The sequence below is a fragment of the Croceicoccus hydrothermalis genome (assembly GCF_022378335.1).
Lineage (GTDB): Bacteria > Pseudomonadota > Alphaproteobacteria > Sphingomonadales > Sphingomonadaceae > Croceicoccus > Croceicoccus hydrothermalis.
Genome location: NZ_JAIQCI010000011.1, coordinates 44,062 through 63,593 on the forward strand (window position 1 = coordinate 44,062; position 19,532 = coordinate 63,593).

Genomic DNA, 19,532 nt, shown 5'->3' on the forward strand with positions numbered 1-19,532 from the left:
AAACATGTTAATCCAGGTCTTGATAGCGGCGAACGGGCGCATGAGCCTGCCGGCTGACATTCGCAAGCGCCTCGGGCTTTCCGACGGCGGCGCGGTATTTATCGAGGAGACGCAGGACGGCCTGGTGCTGCGCACCGCGGCGCAATCGGTCGCCCACGCGCAGGGATTGGCGAAAAAGTACACTAGCGGACAGCCGGACAGCGGCGTTGCGGGATTTCTCGCCCGGCGCCAGGAGGATAGCGGCGCATGAATCCGTTTGCGCTCGACGCCTCCGCGCTGATCGCGATGCTCAAGCAAGAGCGCGGCGCGGCCAAAGTGGCCAAGGCTATTGCCTCGGCCCGGCTGTGCGCGGTCAACTATGCCGAAGTGGTCAGCCACTTTGCCTTCCTGGGAATGCCGGACGCTGACATCGACGCAATGCTCGATCCGCTGCCCATCGAAATCGTCCCGGCCGACCGTTCACTCTCGCGGATTGCCAGCAACCTGAGAAGTGTGACGTCAGAAGCAGGGCTGTCGCTGGGCGACTGCTACTGTCTGGCACTGGCACAAAGAGACGGCCTGCCAGCGTGGACCTGCGACAGGAATTGGGATATCGTCGCGGAAGCGGCGGGGGTTAAGGTCGTCCAGGTGCGGTGAGCGGATCGGCTGAGAGGAAGACCTGAATATCCGACGTTCGGAGGTCCGAAACACCTTGCCAAAAGCCGCCGTACAGTCACATCAGTGACCACGTTTTTGATCGAATGGCATTGCGACAAACCTGACGTTCATGACGAGATGTCTAACGTCAGGTCTTGGCAAGTAGCCGGAAGTCTATCCGTCTAGTTCGAGCAAGGTCTGATGACGAACTTAGCCAGCGCTGGATCATACACGCGCTGTGTAATGGTGCCGTCGCCGATCCGCGAGACCAGCTCGTTGATGATTGAAAGCGGGGCAAGGAACCATTCGCGTGGCTGCACGATTTTGCCGAACCGGTCACCCGCTGATAGATCAAGGCGGGCAGGCCCGAGCGCGCGATGGATCAGCCGTTCCAGCTTAATTCGATTGATGTTGTAGAGTTTGTATTCAGCAACGACCTCGACATCCGCGAGCAGGAAAGTCGGATCGTTTCGCGCGTTGGCAATCCGGCTGATAACCGGTTGTCCTGTCACACCGATCTTATGGATCAGGTCGCGATGCTCGTCGACGTAGGGATGCGATGATTTGCTGCGGAGTACATAGATGGTGCCGCTCTCCAGATCGTCGGGCTCCGCGATGTCTCCGAAGAGCGGACCTGCGCTTTGCTCGCTCACGCGCCTAGCGGTCTCGTCCCGATAGAGCGACTTCTGGAATGAACGTGATAGGACCGTCGCCTCAGTTGCGTTGTCATAGATCACACGCACACGGCGATCGGCCCGCTCATACTGGGTCGTGAAGGCCTCGGTCGAGGCGGCGATGTAAGCGAGTTGTCCGCCGACGATGAAGAAGTTCCCCGGCTGGATTTCGGCCAGTGTAACCTCGGAATTGCCGAGCGCCTTGGCTTGCCTGCTACCGGCCTTCAGATCGACCTGCACCGCGTCGAACAGCGGCTTGAAGTCTTCGAAATCCTCGCACCTCTCACGGTTGGCGATCTCTTCAGCCGCTCTCTTCTCGGCCCGAGAACTCACATGCCGCAGCTTTGTAATGTCATCTTCCGAGCCCGGTTGGATGCCGAGCTCTGCCAAAAGTGCAGTGTCGTCGAGTTCGCCCGATGGTTTCCCTAACGGCTCGGCTGCATCCAGAATGCTGTCCGGGTCCATGCTCGCCAGGAGCTCTTGCGCTTCGGGAAGCGCGCGAAGCCTCTCAAGGCGGACAGCATAGAGGCGCTCGAAGATGTCATGATTCTCCCCGTGCCTGGGGAGGCGTCCATGCTCTTTGACGAAACTCTGTATGTCCTCGAATCCCGCTATGATGCGTTCCTGAAGCGGGGTCAGCTTTCGAACTGGCTCGGGTGCTGTTTCGACACCAAGCTCGGCCAGCAGTTCGAGGTCACTCAATTCAGCCATTGCTGGCCTCTTTGGTGGCGTGGCGTTGGAGGAAAGCGATGCCCTCGGCCATCTTGCGTTCCCAAGCATCTTGAGAAGTTAGCGACGGCAGCCGTCCGCGCTCCCGCTTGAATTCCAGCGCGCGCTCGGCAAGTGCGCGTGCTTCTTCATAGGTCAGTTTGTCCTTCTTTGCGTTGATGACCGCCTGAACCTGCAACAGGGTCTTTGCATCCATGGACTTAGCCAAAACAGCAATCGTTGCCTCGAAAGGATTGACCCGGTCGATGAGATCGATGTCGAGCTCCGTCACGCTGAGCGCGAACCTGCGCACGCCTTCTATGAAGGCGGTATTTGCTTTGATCTCGCCGTCACCATCGCTTGTCAGGACAGCTTTGGCTTGCTGGGTCAACGTCATCGCTGCAACCGCCTGTTGGCGGACCGCTTCCTGATCGTGTTCGCTCAGCTCGGGGTACTTTTCCCGAATGATCTTGCCCATCTTGAGTTGGGTCAGCTCTTCTGGAACCACATCGGGGTCGAATACGCCGCGTTCGACCACTGCCTTGTCCTGCACAAAGGTCGCAATGACCTCGTTGAGATCCTCACGGCAGATACGCGTTGCCTCGACGCTCTTTGGCAGTTTGAGACCCTTGATCTCGAAATGCATCTGGCCGTGATCGTTCACGCCAAAATTGGTTTCACCTTCCTTGTATCCACCCGGCCCGTAGTCGAAGTCCGGTTTCGGACCCGCGTCCTTTGGGGTGAAGTCGAAGCGGGGTGCGAGCACCTGCTCCATGAGCAAGCTCGCCGCAATCGCCTTGAGGTAATCGTTGATCGCGTCGACTACGAGCAGGCTGTCCGCAGCCGGTTCGGCGATCAGATTGGTAAAGCGAGCGCGGGTCTTGCCCGGCGCATCACGGGTTGCCCGGCCAATGATCTGGATGATTTCAGTCAGGCTGGAGCGATAGCCGACCGTCAGCGCGTGTTCGCACCAGATCCAGTCGAAGCCTTCTTTCGCCATACCCAGCGCGATGATGATGTCGATGAAGTCGCGATCCGATCGCGCATCGGGCGATTTCAGGGCTGCGGCGACGCGGTCGCGCTTGGCGGAATCGTCGTCGACGAGGTCGGCCACTTTGATCACGTTCCCGGCAGCCGTTCTGATGAGGTGGAACCCTGTCTCGGGATCAATGCCCTGCCAGTCGCCGAGGTGGTTCATGATATCCTCGGCTTCGCGATGCTTGTCTTTCAGGCTCTCGCGCGAATTGACCGATGGGATGTGGACGATGGTTTTCACCGTCGGATCGAGCAGCGCTGAAATCTTCTCGGTGTAAGGCCCGGTGTAGAAGCTGTAGCCGATATCGAGCGTCTTGAGATACTCGTAGCCATTGAGCTGCTGGTAGTAGGTGTAGGTAACCGTCTCGAACTTGGCTTCGTCTTCGGGCGCAAGCACCGGAATGGCATCGCCACGGAAATAGCTGCCCGTCATCGCCACGACATGCGCCATGTCGCGCCCGATCAGCTGCGCGAGCTGCGCGCCGAGGCGGTTGCCGGCATCAGCGGAGACATGGTGGAATTCGTCGATTGCGACCAGGCGGTCGTCGAATGCTTCCGGTCCAAGCTCGTCGAAAGCGAAGCGGAACGTGGCGTGTGTGCAGACGAGCACCTTTTCATCGCTCGCAAGGAATTCGCCGACCGCCTTCACCTTGGACTTCGCGACCTTGGGATCATCGGCACCCGGCGTGTTGCACAGGTTCCATTGCGGGGCGACGTTCCAGTCGGTGAAGAATCCGTACTTGCTCAATGGTTCGCTGCTGAAACTCGCGCCGATCGAGCGTTCGGGCACGCAGATGATGGCCTGCCGGACATTCTGGTTGGCCAGCTTGTCGAGCGCGATGAACATGAGCGCACGTGATTTGCCCGAGGCGGGCGGGGACTTGATCAGCAGATATTGCTCACCGCGCTTCTCATAGGCTTGCGCCTGCATAGGGCGCATGCCCAGCTCGTCCGACTTGGCCGACACGCCGGTCCGGGCGGTCGTGAACGATACGGCGGGAATGATTTGATCCTTGGCGCTCATTTGAAAAGCTCGCTGTGTGTTCCGGCGCGGGTGAAGAATATGCCGCCGCCGGGTGCCGGAATGTCTTCCACACGATAGATGAGCAGGAAATCGCCACCGACATGGCATTCGCGGTGACCCTGCCATTCACCCTTGAGTGCGTGGTCTTTCCATTCGGGGCCAAGAGGTGCGTCATTGGCGATAAGCATCAGCATGACCTGCTTGAGCCTTTTCATATCGTATCGGCCCGAACGCGACAGCCGCTCGAAGTCCTTCAGGAATGACTTCGCATAGCCAATCGTCCGGGGCAGCGCGGTGCGCTTGCTCGCAACTGGTTTTCTCAAGACTTCGGTTTTCCGGCCTCACGCAGGGCTTTGCTCTCTTCCTCGAGCTCGGCAAACATGTCTTCTGCCTTGTCGAACCGAGGCGTGCCGCCATTTTTGAAGAACTCATCCGCCTCTTCCATCGCCGCGCGGGTTTCCGCATTGGGAACCTTGAGCTCCAGCGGAAAAGCCTGATCGGTGGCGATGCGATGGAACAGCAGGCGCACGGCATCGGCGGTCGACAGCCCCATTGCCGCCAGCGCCTCGGTTGCACGTTCTTTCAGATCATTGTCCATTCGGACATGAATCATCGAGCTATGAGCATTCATAACACCTCCTGTATCTCAAATGAGAGATAACCAAGAAGGGTGCATTGGTCAATCGAGTTCAATGAGCTCTCGAACCACGAATTCTGAGGACGATCCGTCTTCCAAATCCTTCATGTAGAAACGTTCGCCGACTTCAATGGCCCGGTCAAAAATCTGCATTTCTCCATAGCGTTCCGCGTGGCTGTCCTCCGGGTCGCCGCCGAAGTCCACCGAACCGTCTGGCTTGAAAATCACAGGGCGACACCAGTTGTTGCCCTTCGGGATTCCCCACCATCCGGAATGGGGGATGGCGTGGGAAATTGTCTTATCGTCATTGAGTGGGACAGTGACGACTAGTGGCGACGGCTCGTCATGGTTCACTTGGTCGAACCGGATTCTTACTAACTTCATCTTCCCTCCGCGGTCTGGTCTAGGCTTATGCCGCCTTTGCGCTGGTCATTTTGGTGTAGAGTTCGAACAGTTTTTCGAGGCGTTCGGTGTCGTTTTTGAAGCGGCGTCCGATGTAGATGCGTTCCAGGACCTCGTCGTTGCGATCGTGCGTGTGGCGGAGGTTTTCGGGCATCTTCTCCGGATCGTAGAGTTCAGCAATGGTTTTGGGAAAATGCGCCTCGCGGGCGAGGAGGATGTCCTCGGCGCAGCGGGTCAGATCAGCTTTGTGTTGTGCCTTCAGACCAGTGGTAGGCAAGGGAAACGTGTTCCAACCTAGGGTATTAGAGTAGCGATATCGGGTTTCGAGCTTGCCGCAGACGGTGGCGATCCAGACCAGATGCAGGTGCGAAGCAATAAGCGAAAGGTGCCAAAGAGGCGCGTCATACAGTCCAAACGCCGCGTTTGATACAACCGCGCCTCTCGAAAGCGCGCCTACTGGCAGAACATCCCGATTCTCGCTTGTGTGTATGGGGATGATCAACGGCACTTCAGTGCCGCCTTTTCCATGCCGGATTTCCGCGAAAGCATGCGGCGTAGATGCTTGTTCTTTGGTCTTGGCCTTTGTACTCTTGTTCCTAAATGCTCGAACATTCTCAAGGCGGCTCGCAATGAATTCTATATTCGATGCCTTCTCTACATCACGGTCGGTAATCCAGAGGCAGTAGCGGAACTTGCCATCAATATATTCATCGCTTCCGAGATACGGCTTGAGATAATCTTTCCCCGTGCCCTTCGCAACGTCTCTGAACTCATGCGATTTGAGAACCAAGCCGCCACCATCAGCGGGCTTGCTTCCATAATCCATCGGTGTGAGACCATTCAACGGCTTCGAAACTTTCTTCACGATTGTTGTAGAGTTTGGCACTAGGTAAGGGCCGATGACGTCGACACGTCTTTCTAGCGGATTGTCTGGATCAGTCTCATCGAAGAGTTTGGTGTCTCCCTTTTTCACAGTCAGGCCGACTACAACTACCGTCACGCCAGCATTGTTGGTGGCCAGATTCTTCCATTTGAAGGAAGTTCGGGCGAAGTGAATCCTTACCCCAGTCTTCAAAGCCGCGCGCCAAAACGCATCAACCTGCTGTCCTTGGCAGATCGAATTGGTAGCCACGAAGGCGCAGTCAGTCGCCGCGTCACGGCAAAGCGGGATCGCTTTGGCAACCCAGCCCAAGACGTAATCTAACGACTTCCAACTTGCGGTTGATGATTCAAATACCCCGGCGAGATCGAGCTTCTCGCGCTCGCTCATTTCGGACTGGCCGCTGTATGGCGGATTTCCGCAGATATACGTTTCGCCGCCCGCATTTTCGAAATCGATCTCGGCTTGCTCCAAGGGCCTTTCAAACAGATCATCGCCTCTTACCTTTACCCCCGTTCCAGTAGGCGGGCAGAGACTCAGCCAGTCCATCCGAAGCGCATTGCCGCAGGTGATCCAGTTCTGGCTATCGAGCGGCAGGAAGTCGGCGAGAGCCTCCTTCTGCCCGCGATAAAGCACGTCACACTGAAACTCGGCGATGATCAGCGCGAGGCGTGCAATCTCTGCCGGAAAGTCGCGCAATTCGATGCCGCGAAAGTTGGTGAGCGGAATGTCGCTGTCGCGCTCGCTCTCGCCGCGCCGCTTGTTTATCTCGGCCTCAAATCCGCGCATCTGCTTGTAAGCGATGACGAGAAAGTTGCCCGACCCACAAGCTGGATCGAACACCCTGATCTTTGCCATTCGGTTGCGCAGGTTTACCAGCTTGCGGCCATTGTCGCCTGCTTCCTCCAGCTGCTGGCGAAGGTCATCCAGGAACAGCGGGTTCAGCACCTTCAGAATGTTCGGCACGCTGGTGTAGTGCATGCCGAGCGCTCCGCGCTCCTCATCATCGGCGACCGCCTGGATCATGCTACCGAAGATATCGGGGTTGATCTGTTTCCAGTTCAGCCCGCCGATATGCAGCAGGTAGCTGCGCGCCATGCGGCTGAAGCGCGGAACCTCCACACTGCCTGAAAACAGCGCGCCGTTGACATAGGGAAAGGCATCGGCGTGGGGCGGGATGTTCACCGCCTTGCGATAGCGATCGTCCAGCTTGCCTTCGTGCCGCGTGGGCGTGTCCATCGCGCGAAAGATGTTGGAGATGATCTCGTGCGTGTTGCAACTGTCCCGGTCGCTGAATCGCTCGACCGTAGAGGTGAACAGGCCCTCTCCGTTGAAGATGTCGGTATCCTCCGCGAAGAAGCAGAAGATCAGCCGGGCCATGAAGTGGTTCATATCAGGCCGGCGCTCCGCCGCGGCCCAGTCGGAGTTCTCTCTCAGCAGCTCGACATAGAGCTTGTTGAGCTTGCTGGTCGCGCGAATGTCGAAGCTGTTCTCGCGGATTTGCTTGACGGTGGTAATGCCCGCGAGCGGCAGGAATGCGCCGAAGTGGTTCGGGAAATCGCTGTAGGTGGAGGCGACGGATTCGTCGTTGATCAAATCCTCCGCCTGCAGGTCGACGCCGTCAGTGGCCAGGATGAACTTGGCTTTCGCCACGCCAGTCTTGGGGCTCTCACGCAGGGCCTTCAGCGTCTCGTCGACCGTGCCCGGATCGCAAGTGGCGATATGGATATTGTTGCGCTGGAGGACGCCGCCGGGAACGTCCGAGGCATTGGTTGTCCCAACCCGCAATTGCTTCAGCGTATTCGCCTTGCGCCCGAACGCTTCGAGAAACGCGAATGGAAACTCCGCCCGGTCAAATGGCTGGGCGGCCAGTTCTGAAATGGCTTCTTCGATCTCGACTGCATTCATAGCGCGACATTAGGCGGGCGGGTGCGCGATCCGCAACAACCTATTGAAGGTGGCAGCCCTCGAGGTTTATCTGCTTTCGGGCTGCCGAATGGCTTCGCGCTGAGTGAATGGCAGATAGGGCAGAAGCTGCCGTTCAAAGCCTGGCCGGCGAACGACGCACCTTGGTCGAGTCTCGTCGGTATGCATCGCACGGCCTATTGCCTGAACCGCCAACATAGCGATCGTAGCGACGAAGATCGACAGGAACAGTTCTATCCGCTCTATTCGATCTATACTGGCGCACGCGACAATGGAGCGCGGCATGCCATCGATCAAATTCGTGCTGTCGGCCGCCCTGACGAACACGACCTCGCTCACGTGCGACTATGCGCGCGCTACGGTCATCTTTGACAGCGACTCGGCGGGGGGAGATTGTTACGATCATAACAAGGAGCAGAGATGGTCGAGTTTGTAACGAAGGCCGAGTTGCGCAACTTCGCGGCCAAATTGACTGTCACAGAGCAGGCAACCCTTCGCAAATCTTTGGCGTCACGATCCCTTTCTGGCGCAACCTTCCTATCGCATTCGAGCAAAGACGATGCCCTTGTAGTTGGCGCGACGCGAGTGCTCGAAGGGCATGGCGCGACCGTTTACACTGACGAGGTGGATCCCGCGATGCCGCCCTATACGAATGAGGAGACAGCCAATCTTCTCAAACAACGAATCCAGCAGACCCGGAAATTTGTCCTGCTGGCCAGCGCGAACAGCAAGGAGAGCAAATGGGTACCTTGGGAGCTCAGCATCGCCGACGGCTATAAGGGAATGGAGCGCATCGCGCTCTTCCCAGCTGCCGAAAGTGCGAACGACACCACATGGGCGAGCTGGGAGTATCTGGGTCTTTATCGCCGTATCGTCTGGGGCAAGATGCAAGGCGAAAAGGATCCACTGTGGATGGTTCACGACTGGAAGCGTAACACCGCTGTCAAACTTAGCAGCTGGTTGGGGTGAGCGGCTTTTTGCCCCTTCCCAAACAGCACGCGGCTCTGCAAAGGTTGATATCTGCACCGCTACGTAACGGAAGAGACGAACTCTCGTGTCGAATGTGGCGGATGAACAGATCAGGGTGAGGGTGATTGATGGCAAGACGTGTATTCTTCAGTTTTCATTATGAACGAGACGTCCGGCGCATTCAGCAGGTTCGCCAGTCTTGGGTCGTTCGGCCCGGCGGCGAAGCCCAACCCTTTTACGACGCTGCGGCCTTCGAAGAAGCGAAGAAGCGTGCGGGCGGCATCGAGAAATGGATCGAGGATCAGCTAAAAGGTACGTCGGTGACGGTCGTCCTTTACGGCGCGAAAACCTATGATCGAGAGTGGGTACGTCACGAGATCAAGCGCAGCTATGAGCTCGGCAAAGGTATACTCGCAATCGACATCCACAGCATCCGCGATCCGCAGGCAGGCGTCGATGTGCAGGGCGCCAATCCGCTCGGCTATTGGAATATCGAGCGCGGCGGCCGAAAAGTTTATTTTACCGAGCTATACAAGAGCTACGACTGGGTGCGGGACGACGGCTATCATAATATGCCGACTTGGATCGAAGCCGCCGCTGCTGCCGCGAAGCGCTGAGGCATAATGATCGCGCCCGACGGAAGCACGCGCCGCGCGACTGGTGGAACAGATCGAAAGGGAGAAGCTTCGTTTAAAACCTGCAGTCGGGTGAACCGGCTCCGCCTCATTTGTTCGCGCTGATTCGGTATGTATCTCAAAGAGGCGACCGTAAGGCAGCAGGGCATCGCGAGCGCGCTGGGATGGGGCGATGCGGAAACGGCGTTGGCGTTCAAGATGCTGCCGCAGATCATACGGTCTCGCTTCGACATCTTCCTTTCGCACGCCGTCCGTGACGCCGAATTGGTTCTGGGCCTTAAGGAGATTCTCGAGGCGACGGGGCGGATCGTCTACATCGATTGGATCGACGACCCAGCGCTTGATCGGTCGCAGGTGTCCGGCAAGACGGCGGAAGTTTTGCGCAAGCGCATGCGGGAGAGCGAGAGCCTGCTCTATCTTCACACCGGGCATTCGCGGGTATCGCGCTGGATGCCATGGGAGCTGGGTTTTTTCGACGGTCTGAAGGGGAATGTGGCCATCCTGCCCGTCATTCCGGACGATGGCCGCCTCGACTTTGAACGGGAGGAATTTCTGCAAATCTATCCGAAGGTCGATGTCGTCAATGTGACGGGCACGCCGTCACTGCACGTTAATCGCGCTCGCCGGACGGAGAGCGGCGACTATCTCTCGTTCAACGCCTGGTTGAAGAGCCCGGATAAGTTGCGCCCCGATTTCGGGCCGGGACGTTGATATGTGCCGGAGATTATCGATGGAGAGCGTGACCTACCAGATCGGCTTGCTCGGAGCCGGCATAAAACCATTCGGCGCACAGATCGAAGCCGCGGTACGCGCGCGCGTGACCGAGATTGGCGATGACCTTGCAGAAGCACTCAGTTTCTTCGGGCCGGGCGAGCAGCCCTCCGCCCGGTGGCCCTCGGTCATCGTTTATGTAGGCGGGGATACCGTAACAGACGAGGAAGACATCGAGGCAATGATCGCAGCCAGCATCCCGGTGGTGCCGGTCGTATTCGATCTCGAACACTATAGCAGCCAAGTTCCGCCGGCGCTCAAACCCATCAACGGGAGCGCCGTTGATGCAGCGGCCCCGGATTTCGCCGCGATCGTCAATGTGGTGCTCGAAAATCTCGGGCTGCTTCGCAAGGCTCGTCGCCTTTTCTTGAGCTATCGCCGCGTTGAATCGACGCCGGTGGCGCAGCAGCTGCGTATCGCTTTCGACGCACAGGGCTATGACGCCTTTCTCGACACGAATTCGGTGCCGAAGGGCGATCCGTTCCAGGATGTGCTGTGGCACCGACTGCTCGACAGCGACGTGGTAGTGGTGCTGGGGACCGAGAACTTCCTAGCCAGCAAATACACCAAGCTGGAAATTGCCAACGCATCCGCGATGGCAGTCGGAATGCTGCAGGTCCTGTGGCCTGGGGTCCAAAGCGAACCCTTCGCCAGCCTCGCGGTGCCGTTTCAGCTTGAGGACGCCGATTTCGACGGTAAGCAGCTGAAGAGTGAGACCCTTGTAAGGATCGTTTCAGCGACCGAAAAACTGCGCGCACGCTGCCTGGCCGCGCGCCATGCCAGCCTTATTGGCGAGTTTTGTGAGGAAGTTCGCCGGATCGGCGGCAATCCGCTCGTCCAGCCTGAGCGGTTTGTTTTGGCGGAGATGCCTGACGGCCGCCGGATCGCTGCGATCCCCGCAGTCGGCGTCCCGGACGCGCAACGCTATCATGAGGCCAGTTCACGCTTTCCGGTCGGCGATCATGGCGCCACCGAAGCGCGCCTGATTTATGATCATCGCGGAATGCTGCCCCAATGGATGAGCTTCCTCGACTGGCTCGACGACTTCTTGCCAGTTAAAGGCCTGCGAGTGACAGATACCGCCGCCAAGCTGGGGAGAGTGTGATGCGTTCGATCTTTCTGTCAGCAAGCATCCCAAATCCCACCCGGCATCCACGCTATTATGAAACGATGGACGTCATCGCGATCCGCGATTCCGTGCGAGCGCTCGCGACCGTTGCCTTGCCCAGCGCCTGTCTGTTCTGGGGAGGGCATCCCTCGATCACGCCGTTGATCCGCGTCGTAGCGGAGAGTGTCGGTATCACGGGCGGCCCGCACGTCCGCCTATTCCAATCGGCATGGTTCTCCGACGTCTTGCCCGACGATAACGCGGCTTTCGAGGAATATGCGCTGACTGAGAAGGGGGCGACGCTCGATGAGAGCATCTCCGTCATGCGTCGTCACATGTTAGGCTCCGCGCCGTTTGACGCGGCCGTCTTCATCGGCGGCATGGAAGGGATTGAGGTCGAGTTCGATCTTTTTCGCGAGTATCATCCAAACGCACCCGTCTTTCCGATCGCCTCGACTGGAGCGGCGGCCAAGCTTCTGTATGAGCGACATGCCGAAGCGCTCAACCTCCCCCCCGAGCTGGAAACGAGCTTCACCTATCCGACACTTTTCCGCAGTCTATTGGCTCTGTCGACCAGCTAGTCTAGGGGACGGGGTCTCACGAGCCCGTTCATTGATGATCAGGATACGGGAAGCCGGTCGTCCTGCGGTGACATGCCGATGCGGAAACCCGAGACTAAACACCCAATTACGAATGAGTGTTAGTCGGATCCGCCGGGGCTCCCACGGTAGAGACGCCACTTGCGGAATGGATCGCCACGCAATCGAGCGCTTGGTCGCGAAGTTCATGCTGCGGAAAACTTCCCAGAGCTTCCCACCAGATGCTGACGGCCTCATCCCGCTTGCCCTTATTCCACAGCGCGCCAGCCAGTTCGAAGAACGCGGTACCGTCGGTCGGATCAATCACCGTCGCCTTGCGGAAGGCAGCGACGGCCTCGTCGTATCGGTCCATATGAAGGTACGCATTTGCGACCTGCACCCAGCTCAAGGCGTCCGGCTGTATCCGTTCAGCTTGGTCTAGGAGGAGCGGAAGACTCTCCTCGGGCCGGCCCAGAAACAGCAGTGCCGTGCCTAGGCAGTATCCATATTCCCCTCCATCGAGGTCATATGCCCGGCGATAGCACCGCTCCGCTTCGTCCCAGTCCTCTTCCTCCTGCGCCCAATGCCCTAGCCGGTCCCATGGCAAGGCTGCATCGGAATCATCAGCCTTCGCAATGTGCTCGTCAAACTCGAGCCGAAATTCATGGTAGGTTTTGCCAACCTCCACACCCTGACCGCGCAAGTAGAATGTTGCCATTAGGAGCTCGCTTCTGGCACGCGGATGGTCGGGATGCCGAGCCACGTAACGGCGCCAGAACGTTAGGGCCTGCCGCGCATTGTCCGCAGTGGTCCTTCCGAAGAGCGCGACCAACCTCGCGCACCAAGGCCAAATCCAAATTTCGTCCTCGGCTCGGCCGAGCATGGTGGTGATCTCGCGAAAAGCAGCGCGTCCCTCGCCCAGGTTAAACAGGGCGTTCATCCTCCAGCCAGCGACGCCCGACATCGCATTGGGGTGCCTCTTCTCGAAAACAATCTGGTCGAAATGGTCGAGGGCTTCCTGATACCTGCCATGGCGGATGTGGTACTGGCCTAGGGCGTGATGGGCCTCGGGGAGCGCGGGATCCAGCTCCAGTGCCCGGTGGTAGTGCGACGCCGCCGATACTTCGTCTCCCAGCTGCTCGACGCTCGTCCCTAGGTTCTTCTCGATCTGCGCCTCTAGGTCCGTCATCCTCGCAATCTTCGGATCGGAAAGGGCCATCTCGTAGGCGGCGCGGGCCTCAACTTCGCGGCCAAGTGCGGAATAGGCGTTTCCTATCGTATAGTTCAGACTAGCGGGCTCGAAGCGCCCATGCCTGAGCTTGTTCCTAAAGTGCTTGATGGCTGCCCCGACCCGGTCACGGTCAATTTCCTTGCCATCCATCCCGAAATTGATCTCTGCCATGTACGCTGGCCCCATGGCGTCCGAGCCTAGGCCCAGCACCGCCGCGAACTGGTCGAAGGCTGCGCTTATGGCGTCGTCGGCGCCCTCTTCGTAGAGATGTTTGAGGAGCTCCGTCGCAGCGCCGCGATCCGCTGGGACATGTATGTCGGGGGCGCGGCGCCGAAGCAGCGATGGCACTAACGAAGCCGAAGCGCCGATCTGATCCGAGCGGCGGCGACGCGAGGCGATCGCGCTGGAACGTACGAGCGCTGAGTATTCACCGAGCCACTCGGCGGTAAGCACCGTACCGAATGTGATGGTTAGCGAATCCTGTTCGGTCCATCCGCGTCCGTGGTGCTCGTACTGCCGAAGTACGGACTCCACTGTTCTCACGCGCAATGAGCGAGAGGGTTCGTGGTAACAGACGTAGATGCTGTGTGGCTGAACTAGGAGGTAGTTCAGGTTGGTTCGCGCCACCTGAACGCTGACGGAGCCATCCGAGTTGAGCTCACACCGCGTACCCTTAATCTGAACATGTACGCGTGCATTGGATGCCGCCCCTGACCCAACGGCTTCGATCTGACAGTCGGTTCCGTAATCCCTGCGGTCGCACGCCTGGAGGTCGAACGCTTCGCTGGTGGCGAGCAGGGCGTTGAACGCTGCAACCGCGCGCTCCTCGATGCCGCGGTTGTCGTCTCGCTTGGGAAATTGATCGAAGTGGTCCATGCATTGTGGAAACTAGCGTATCCGTGAAGAATTGCCGAGATGTCCGATGCACTGGAGCGATGATTGGCACAAACGCGACCGAAGCCAGTCGACCGCCGCTCGCAGAATGCGCTCGGTGCGCCATCTAACGCCAGATTGCAATTTAGCGAACGACTGCTTTCGGGCGAAGCGAGCGGCAGCGGGAACGGCGGCAATGAGGGCGCAAAGCTGAAGCGCCGGTTCGCCGGACGGAACGTCGGCTATCTTGATCCGTGCTCCTGAAAGGAGCCGTTCCGGAGTGTCCGACGTTGCAGTTGTTCAAAAAGCACCCATCGAAATGGTTTCCGGGATCAATTCGCCGACATTCAGCGTCCAACCCAAAAAGACAGATCATGTGCTGACGTATTTCTGCGGTTCCACCAAACGCTGTCATAAGATCGTCACAGCACTGGTCATGATAGGTACGACGGGCTCGCCAACGAGAACAAGGAGTTGCGACTGATTCGATAGCTATCTAACAGTTGAGATGGCAAAACGTCGAGGCACCATGGGCATGGACTATCACGGCGATTTGATGCGGCTCTTGCGAGCGATCAATGAATACGAAGCCACAGGAGATTTGCCTCCCGATGCTTCGTCGATCGACGTTGTGTGCGAGCGGGTACTCGAATTCGACCCTTTCGAGACTGTTGCGAGGCGCTGGAAGCGCATTACCATCTCTGAACCCGAAGACCCTACGAAAGACGAACCCTGGCGGCGTTGATAGCCGTTGAGGATTTTCGGCCTCTCGCTAGAAGGTGCGCATGTCAACGAGCCACGTGGGAACATCATACAGAGCCGCCCTGGAAGCGCTTGCGCCGTCGGCCGACGAGTGCCTGGAAGCTTTGCGCTGGTCCGTGGTTCGAGATGGAGAGTTTCACCGACGCGAAGCATCCCCCGAGTCAATCAGCAAGCTGACCGGTCAGGGAGCCGAATGGGGCGGCTACGCCTTTCGCCAGTTGCGCCTCACGGGGTTCATCGAAAACAGCATAGACGCATTTACCTGGCAATCCTTCGATCAGGCCCGCCTCGGCTCCTGCCTGGATCTGATGTCCGGCTTTGAATCGACCGCCATCCTGCGAAGCCAGTTCATCGACATGTCGAAAGTGCGCAACGAGCTCGACTATCGCCGCAAGGATCTGGCCCGCCTGGCTCACAGCCAGTCTCCGCTTGCTGCAGTCCTTTCGCTGCAGAAGCTGTTGGTGACATTCGTCGCGAGCATAGGCAGCGCGGAACTTCTCGCCGAATATGTGACCGCCAGCAGGGCGGCTATCTGCTACGCGTGGGCTGATCGGCTAACGGCCAGCGCGGTTAGCGAGATTGCTGAGTGCATCGAGCAGATGTTCGATCTCCTCGATGCCAATCAAGCGCGCGAAGCCGCCAGAGCCTGCAGCACCATGCGACTGATGCCCTATAAGGAAGGCGCAGAGCCCCTCGAAGTTTAGCGTTAATCCACGGCGAAATTCAGCGATGCCGGCGGCGCGTCCCGAAGCTCCGGAATGAGCAATTGCCGTACGGCGTGCATAGGCGTGCCGATCACATTAGCGTGCCCCGTGAGCCGCGGCTCGATCAACTGGTTCGCCTTTTTCGAGAACTCTCCGGCGTCAGGCGACTGATTCCGCAAATCCAGCTGCGCGTGCAATGAATCGGCTATCCCATCGAAGTAGATCCCGCACGCGGCCTTTGCTTCCTTGACGCTTCGTTTTGGCGCGACTTCGATCAGCTTTCTTGATGCCTCCAACAGAAACCCTCCGTCGGGTGACTGACTATCGGCCAACCAGAGAAGCCGGAAGAACACCTGCGGCAGCAGTTGTCCGGCCAGTCGGGAAAGAGCGCTTTTCTGCCCCCCGAGAAGCAGGGCGCACAGGGTGAGTGCCGCCAGATAGAAGCGCTCCTCCTTGATATCCCATTGCCCGAGCGTCTCTTCAACATGCCGGCGGAATGCCTCGAGGCGCTCAGCAGGCTCCAGGACGAGACGACCGGCGCCGATCTCCATGAAGGCGCAAAGCAGCTGACGCCACTCTTCGATCTGGTCATGCGAGAACATCGCGACCGAAAAGCTGAACCGAGTTTTGTAAAGGTAGCCGTCGGCCGCCAGAGCATTAAGCAGCAGGCGGGATTTCCGTTCGCCAAGATCGTGATTCTCGGCGGTGCATTTGACGGTGATCGCGTGCCCCGGCGGAAGCTCGCCGTAAAGGATCTTCCATCTTAGGGAAACGTAAGCTTCCTCGAGCTCACTAGCCATTTCGACCCTCTTCCTCAGACACAGCTGTTCGTCCCGGATCGACCCATCCGTCTCCAAGACGCGCTCGAATAGCCACAATCGCCCCTCTCTGGAACCCAAAAGCGATATGTGGTATTCTACCGTTTGGAGAAGCACGATGTCAGATTTGCACATTGAACGTCATGAGGATGGCCTGGTATTCGAACCGGGTCTCAGCACATTTGCCCAACACGGCATCCCATCTGCAGGGACAAGCGCGAATGAACAGCATGAGCAGGAACTCCGTGAATGGCTACAGGGTGATCTGCAGCCGGTTGATCGCTCTCCGCTCTATACGGCGGCGTTTCTCCTAGTCGCGGCGATTATCTTCGGCCTTCCATACATCATTTAGTTGCGATCCTTCCACCAGGCAGCGCGGCGGCTGTCCTGAGTTCGCTGGTTCAAATCGGAAGCGCCGATCACCCCTTGCTCATAAGTTCGGGCGGCGCCCTCGCGCCCGCGGGCGACGTCTTCACGACCTTCTTCGATCGCAGCCTCCGCACCCTGAAGGCGGGCGTCGACCTCTGACGAGCCACCGCCTCCTGACGCGTTGCCGCCACCACGGCCAGAGCCGCGAAGATCCGCTTCACTGAAGTTGGACGGACCCTGCACCGGACCCATAACTTGCGTTGGCGGAAGCATCTCGTCGCGTACCGGTGCCATGGTTTCATCGATGTACTTGTCGAGAATCCTGTCGACCACAATGTTACGGCTTGCCATCTGCGTGGGAGTAATGTCGGTCTGGTTCGGATTGAGAGGCACGTCGAGGCCTTCGGCCCGCGCACTCATGGCCTCATCATAATACCGGCTCGCCACGATCTGCGACATATCCTGACTGATCGTTGCGCCCCCGCCCTCACGTGTGGTCCAGGTGGACGAGAGGGTGCGCGATGCTTCGTCGATCTCGGAGAGCTGCCGATCGATCGAGCGAATGTCTTCGACCAGATTGTCGCGATAGCTCCGATCTTCGGAGAAGCCCTCGTTGCGGCTGAAAGACCCGTCGCGAATATAGGCCCCGCTCTCGCGGCGACTTTCATCACTTACATCTTGTGACTCAGAACTGCTGCTGTTTCGGGATAGATTTACGCGGTCAGACTGGGTTTCGGTATAGCCATCTTGAAATACCACCCCGTCTCTCGCCGTCTTCATGACATTGCCCGAAATGCCAGTACCAACGGCTCCACGCCCTCCACGCCCTCCAGGTACTCCGCGGCCCCCGCCTCCTCCTGGAAGCCCGAGACTAGCGGCAACTGACCAGTTGGTCTGATCGTCGGCAGTATACTGATCTTGCGCGGAACGACGACCATCGACGTGCTGCCCGATCGTGCGTCCCTGCCCCGTCGTGAAGACATTTGACTGACCATCACGCCGCGACTGCGCTTGCGTAGCCCCTTCGCTGATCCCGCTTTCCGACATGCTGCCGCTCGACGTACGGGAACCGCTCGAGGTAGAAAAACCGGCCCGCTCGAGCGCGGCAACGCGCTCAGATCGCGCAGCCGATAGAACCTGCCGGCGTGTCTCGAGCTCGGACGCCGCCTCCGCAAACTCGGCCGACCGCGAGGCTGTCACTTGCGGCGCAAACCCGAGATTGCTCATGCCGCCGCGGGACTCGTAGATCATTGATCCCCCGGCCGTCTGCGCCACTGCAGTGCCATCGGCGCTCTGGAACGTCGATCTACCGAACCCGGTGCTGTAGGACGGCGCCGAGTTCCACTGATCCCGCTGCGTGACGTTGCCCGTCAGGTTCATATAGCTCTGGTTGCCATAAGAATAATTGCCGGTCGTACGTTCAATCGCCGCGGCCTCGGCCGCGCCCTGGGCGGGCGCGAGCATCGAGGTCGCCTGCGAGGAGACAGCCATCGCACCGCGCGCAAGCCCCGCTGCGAGAAACGGAATCGACATCATCAGGAACCCGGCAATCGTCGCCGTGTCCGAGTTCACCGCATCGATCCCAGCCATGCCAGCCATGGTGATCCCGCCCGGCGCGACAGCATTCATCGACTCAGCCGTTCGCTCCATAATGAACATGTGCAGGACCGCGTAGAGCGGCCCCCATGCCGCCAGGTAGAAAAAGCCCGTGAAGTAGCCCTTCAACGCCGGGACACCGGTTTGCGGAAGGAGGAAGAGCGGGAAGATGACGGGGAACATCGCATAGAAAACTACCGTCAGCACGATGTTGAGAAGCGGCACCCACGTCATCGCCTGCTGGGCGATCGAGGAGTAGGTATTGCGTGCCTGTGCCTCGGCGCGCAGCATCGCAAATGTGTCGCCGTCGGCCGAGCCGAGATTGGCGCGCGCTTCCAGGAAGGCATCCACCAATGAGCGCTGGTGAAACACCTGCTCCGAGCTCTGGCTTGCTCCGTGAAAGGCGCTGGTCAGTACCGGAATGTCGGCGTCGAGCTTCGCCTTTGCCGCCGCCGCTGACAGTCCGGGGAAGATCTTGCGCCCCTCATCGGTCAGTCTCGCGGCAGTCTCTGCCGGGAGATCGGTGTTGCGCAGCTGGTTGTAGGCAGTTTCGCAAGTGATGACCGAGGACGATCCCGAGGAATCGAGCCATTTCATCGCGCGAGCCGGCGAGCCCGGTCCCATATCGCTCAGAATGTCGGTCGAGTTGGCAACCGAAGCGAACGTCTTGTGACCCAGCATGATGTCGTAGAACAGGCACTGCTTGAAGAATTCCTCCAGGTTCGACCGCACGCGCGGATCCCTGATCTTGAATTCGGTGGTCCTGTCATAAAGCCGCGCTCCGTAGATCATCCCATTGCTGCTCAGTTGCAGCGCGGTCGGCATGACGAACACCGTCTCGGCCGTCCGCGTCATCCAGTCGCCGGCAAGGCTTGAAACCGACGCCACGGTCGCCAATCCGATCGGAACATTGTCGACCACTGCCGAGGGCAAGGAGGGATTGAGCCGGTCGGTGACCCTCACCGAAGTCGTCGGGATAATCAAAGCGCCGTAGATCAGCACCGAGCCGAGGAACCAGTTGAGCCACATGCGCCAGTTCATGCTGAAGGCAACCACCAGCAGCGCGTATATCAAGCCAATCACCATCACGACGCGGATGAGGGAGCGAAACCCCCCTCCCCCGCACCATGCCGCGACCGCATTGAGCACGTTGACGATGTACTCGCCGCCTCCGATCGTGAAGATCTCCAGCATGA

At 58.9% G+C, this 19,532-nt stretch carries 20 protein-coding genes; 11 read left to right on the forward strand and 9 right to left on the reverse strand.

Annotated elements, in window-relative coordinates:
* Positions 1-4 precede the first annotated feature (4 nt).
* Both K4G67_RS08925 and K4G67_RS08930 read left to right on the forward strand, forming a co-directional pair.
* Positions 5-250: an AbrB/MazE/SpoVT family DNA-binding domain-containing protein gene (locus K4G67_RS08925; protein WP_239806032.1), complete on the forward strand. Its 246-nt coding sequence runs from the start codon at positions 5-7 to the stop codon at positions 248-250.
* Positions 247-636, forward strand: coding sequence for a type II toxin-antitoxin system VapC family toxin (locus K4G67_RS08930; RefSeq protein ID WP_239806033.1), 390 nt, complete (start codon positions 247-249; stop codon positions 634-636). Before K4G67_RS08925 ends, K4G67_RS08930 begins: the two co-directional genes overlap by 4 nt.
* Before the next feature lie 182 nt (positions 637-818).
* On the opposite strand, the gene K4G67_RS08935 is transcribed toward K4G67_RS08930, so the two are convergent.
* From K4G67_RS08935 to K4G67_RS08960, 6 genes are read right to left on the reverse strand one after another with little or no spacing between them, the layout of a single operon-like run.
* Positions 819-2,021: a GIY-YIG nuclease family protein gene (locus K4G67_RS08935; RefSeq protein ID WP_239806034.1), complete on the reverse strand. Its 1,203-nt coding sequence runs from the start codon at positions 2,019-2,021 to the stop codon at positions 819-821.
* Entirely contained in the window at positions 2,014-4,077 is a 2,064-nt protein-coding gene (locus K4G67_RS08940; protein WP_239806035.1) for a DEAD/DEAH box helicase, read from the reverse strand. The genes K4G67_RS08935 and K4G67_RS08940 overlap by 8 nt, the downstream gene beginning before the upstream one ends.
* Positions 4,074-4,400, reverse strand: a complete 327-nt coding sequence (locus tag K4G67_RS08945) for a type II toxin-antitoxin system YafQ family toxin (protein ID WP_239806036.1) — start codon at positions 4,398-4,400, stop codon at positions 4,074-4,076. Before K4G67_RS08945 ends, K4G67_RS08940 begins: the two co-directional genes overlap by 4 nt.
* Positions 4,397-4,708: a type II toxin-antitoxin system RelB/DinJ family antitoxin gene (locus K4G67_RS08950; RefSeq protein ID WP_239806037.1), complete on the reverse strand. Its 312-nt coding sequence runs from the start codon at positions 4,706-4,708 to the stop codon at positions 4,397-4,399. Before K4G67_RS08950 ends, K4G67_RS08945 begins: the two co-directional genes overlap by 4 nt.
* A gap of 48 nt (positions 4,709-4,756) precedes the next feature.
* Entirely contained in the window at positions 4,757-5,068 is a 312-nt protein-coding gene (locus tag K4G67_RS08955; protein WP_239806038.1) for a hypothetical protein, read from the reverse strand.
* A 55-nt stretch (positions 5,069-5,123) separates the two neighbouring features.
* Entirely contained in the window at positions 5,124-7,904 is a 2,781-nt protein-coding gene (locus tag K4G67_RS08960) for a class I SAM-dependent DNA methyltransferase (protein ID WP_239806039.1), read from the reverse strand.
* A 21-nt stretch (positions 7,905-7,925) separates the two neighbouring features.
* Here K4G67_RS08960 and K4G67_RS08965 point away from each other — a divergent pair, with 21 nt between their 5' ends.
* From K4G67_RS08965 to K4G67_RS08990, 6 genes are all read left to right on the forward strand, one after another.
* Positions 7,926-8,294 carry a hypothetical protein gene (locus K4G67_RS08965; protein WP_239806040.1) on the forward strand — a complete coding sequence of 123 codons (369 nt, stop codon included), beginning with the start codon at positions 7,926-7,928 and terminating at the stop codon, positions 8,292-8,294.
* A gap of 48 nt (positions 8,295-8,342) precedes the next feature.
* Positions 8,343-8,891, forward strand: a complete 549-nt coding sequence (locus K4G67_RS08970) for a toll/interleukin-1 receptor domain-containing protein (RefSeq protein WP_239806041.1) — start codon at positions 8,343-8,345, stop codon at positions 8,889-8,891.
* Between the two features lie 128 nt (positions 8,892-9,019).
* The gene (locus K4G67_RS08975; protein WP_239806042.1) at positions 9,020-9,508 is read left to right on the forward strand and encodes a TIR domain-containing protein; all 489 of its coding nucleotides are present in this window, start codon (positions 9,020-9,022) and stop codon (positions 9,506-9,508) included.
* A 216-nt stretch (positions 9,509-9,724) separates the two neighbouring features.
* Positions 9,725-10,237: a toll/interleukin-1 receptor domain-containing protein gene (locus K4G67_RS08980; RefSeq protein WP_239806043.1), complete on the forward strand. Its 513-nt coding sequence runs from the start codon at positions 9,725-9,727 to the stop codon at positions 10,235-10,237.
* Positions 10,238-10,265: 28 nt separating this feature from the next.
* Entirely contained in the window at positions 10,266-11,402 is a 1,137-nt protein-coding gene (locus tag K4G67_RS08985; RefSeq protein WP_239806044.1) for a toll/interleukin-1 receptor domain-containing protein, read from the forward strand.
* Positions 11,402-11,986, forward strand: a complete 585-nt coding sequence (locus tag K4G67_RS08990) for an SLOG domain-containing protein (protein ID WP_275588808.1) — start codon at positions 11,402-11,404, stop codon at positions 11,984-11,986. Before K4G67_RS08985 ends, K4G67_RS08990 begins: the two co-directional genes overlap by 1 nt.
* A gap of 106 nt (positions 11,987-12,092) precedes the next feature.
* Here the strand turns inward: K4G67_RS08990 and K4G67_RS08995 are convergent, their stop codons facing one another.
* The gene (locus K4G67_RS08995; protein WP_239806046.1) at positions 12,093-14,090 is read right to left on the reverse strand and encodes a tetratricopeptide repeat protein; all 1,998 of its coding nucleotides are present in this window, start codon (positions 14,088-14,090) and stop codon (positions 12,093-12,095) included.
* A gap of 526 nt (positions 14,091-14,616) precedes the next feature.
* Between K4G67_RS08995 and K4G67_RS09000 the strand changes: the two genes are divergently transcribed.
* Together K4G67_RS09000 and K4G67_RS09005 are read left to right on the forward strand one after the other, a co-directional pair.
* On the forward strand, positions 14,617-14,832 hold the full coding sequence (locus K4G67_RS09000; RefSeq protein ID WP_239806047.1) for a hypothetical protein: 216 nt from the start codon (positions 14,617-14,619) through the stop codon (positions 14,830-14,832).
* 40 nt (positions 14,833-14,872) lie between these two features.
* Positions 14,873-15,553, forward strand: a complete 681-nt coding sequence (locus K4G67_RS09005; RefSeq protein WP_239806048.1) for a hypothetical protein — start codon at positions 14,873-14,875, stop codon at positions 15,551-15,553.
* Between the two features lie 2 nt (positions 15,554-15,555).
* Here the strand turns inward: K4G67_RS09005 and K4G67_RS09010 are convergent, their stop codons facing one another.
* Positions 15,556-16,353 (reverse strand): hypothetical protein, encoded by a 798-nt coding sequence (locus K4G67_RS09010; RefSeq protein WP_239806049.1) that lies wholly within the window; start codon positions 16,351-16,353, stop codon positions 15,556-15,558.
* A 136-nt stretch (positions 16,354-16,489) separates the two neighbouring features.
* On the opposite strand from K4G67_RS09010, the gene K4G67_RS09015 reads away from it, so the two are divergent.
* Positions 16,490-16,723: a hypothetical protein gene (locus K4G67_RS09015; protein WP_239806050.1), complete on the forward strand. Its 234-nt coding sequence runs from the start codon at positions 16,490-16,492 to the stop codon at positions 16,721-16,723.
* On the opposite strand, the gene K4G67_RS09020 is transcribed toward K4G67_RS09015, so the two are convergent.
* Positions 16,720-19,530 carry a conjugal transfer protein TraG N-terminal domain-containing protein gene (locus tag K4G67_RS09020; protein ID WP_239806051.1) on the reverse strand — a complete coding sequence of 937 codons (2,811 nt, stop codon included), beginning with the start codon at positions 19,528-19,530 and terminating at the stop codon, positions 16,720-16,722. The genes K4G67_RS09015 and K4G67_RS09020 overlap by 4 nt on opposite strands.
* Between the last annotated feature and the right edge of the window lie 2 nt (positions 19,531-19,532).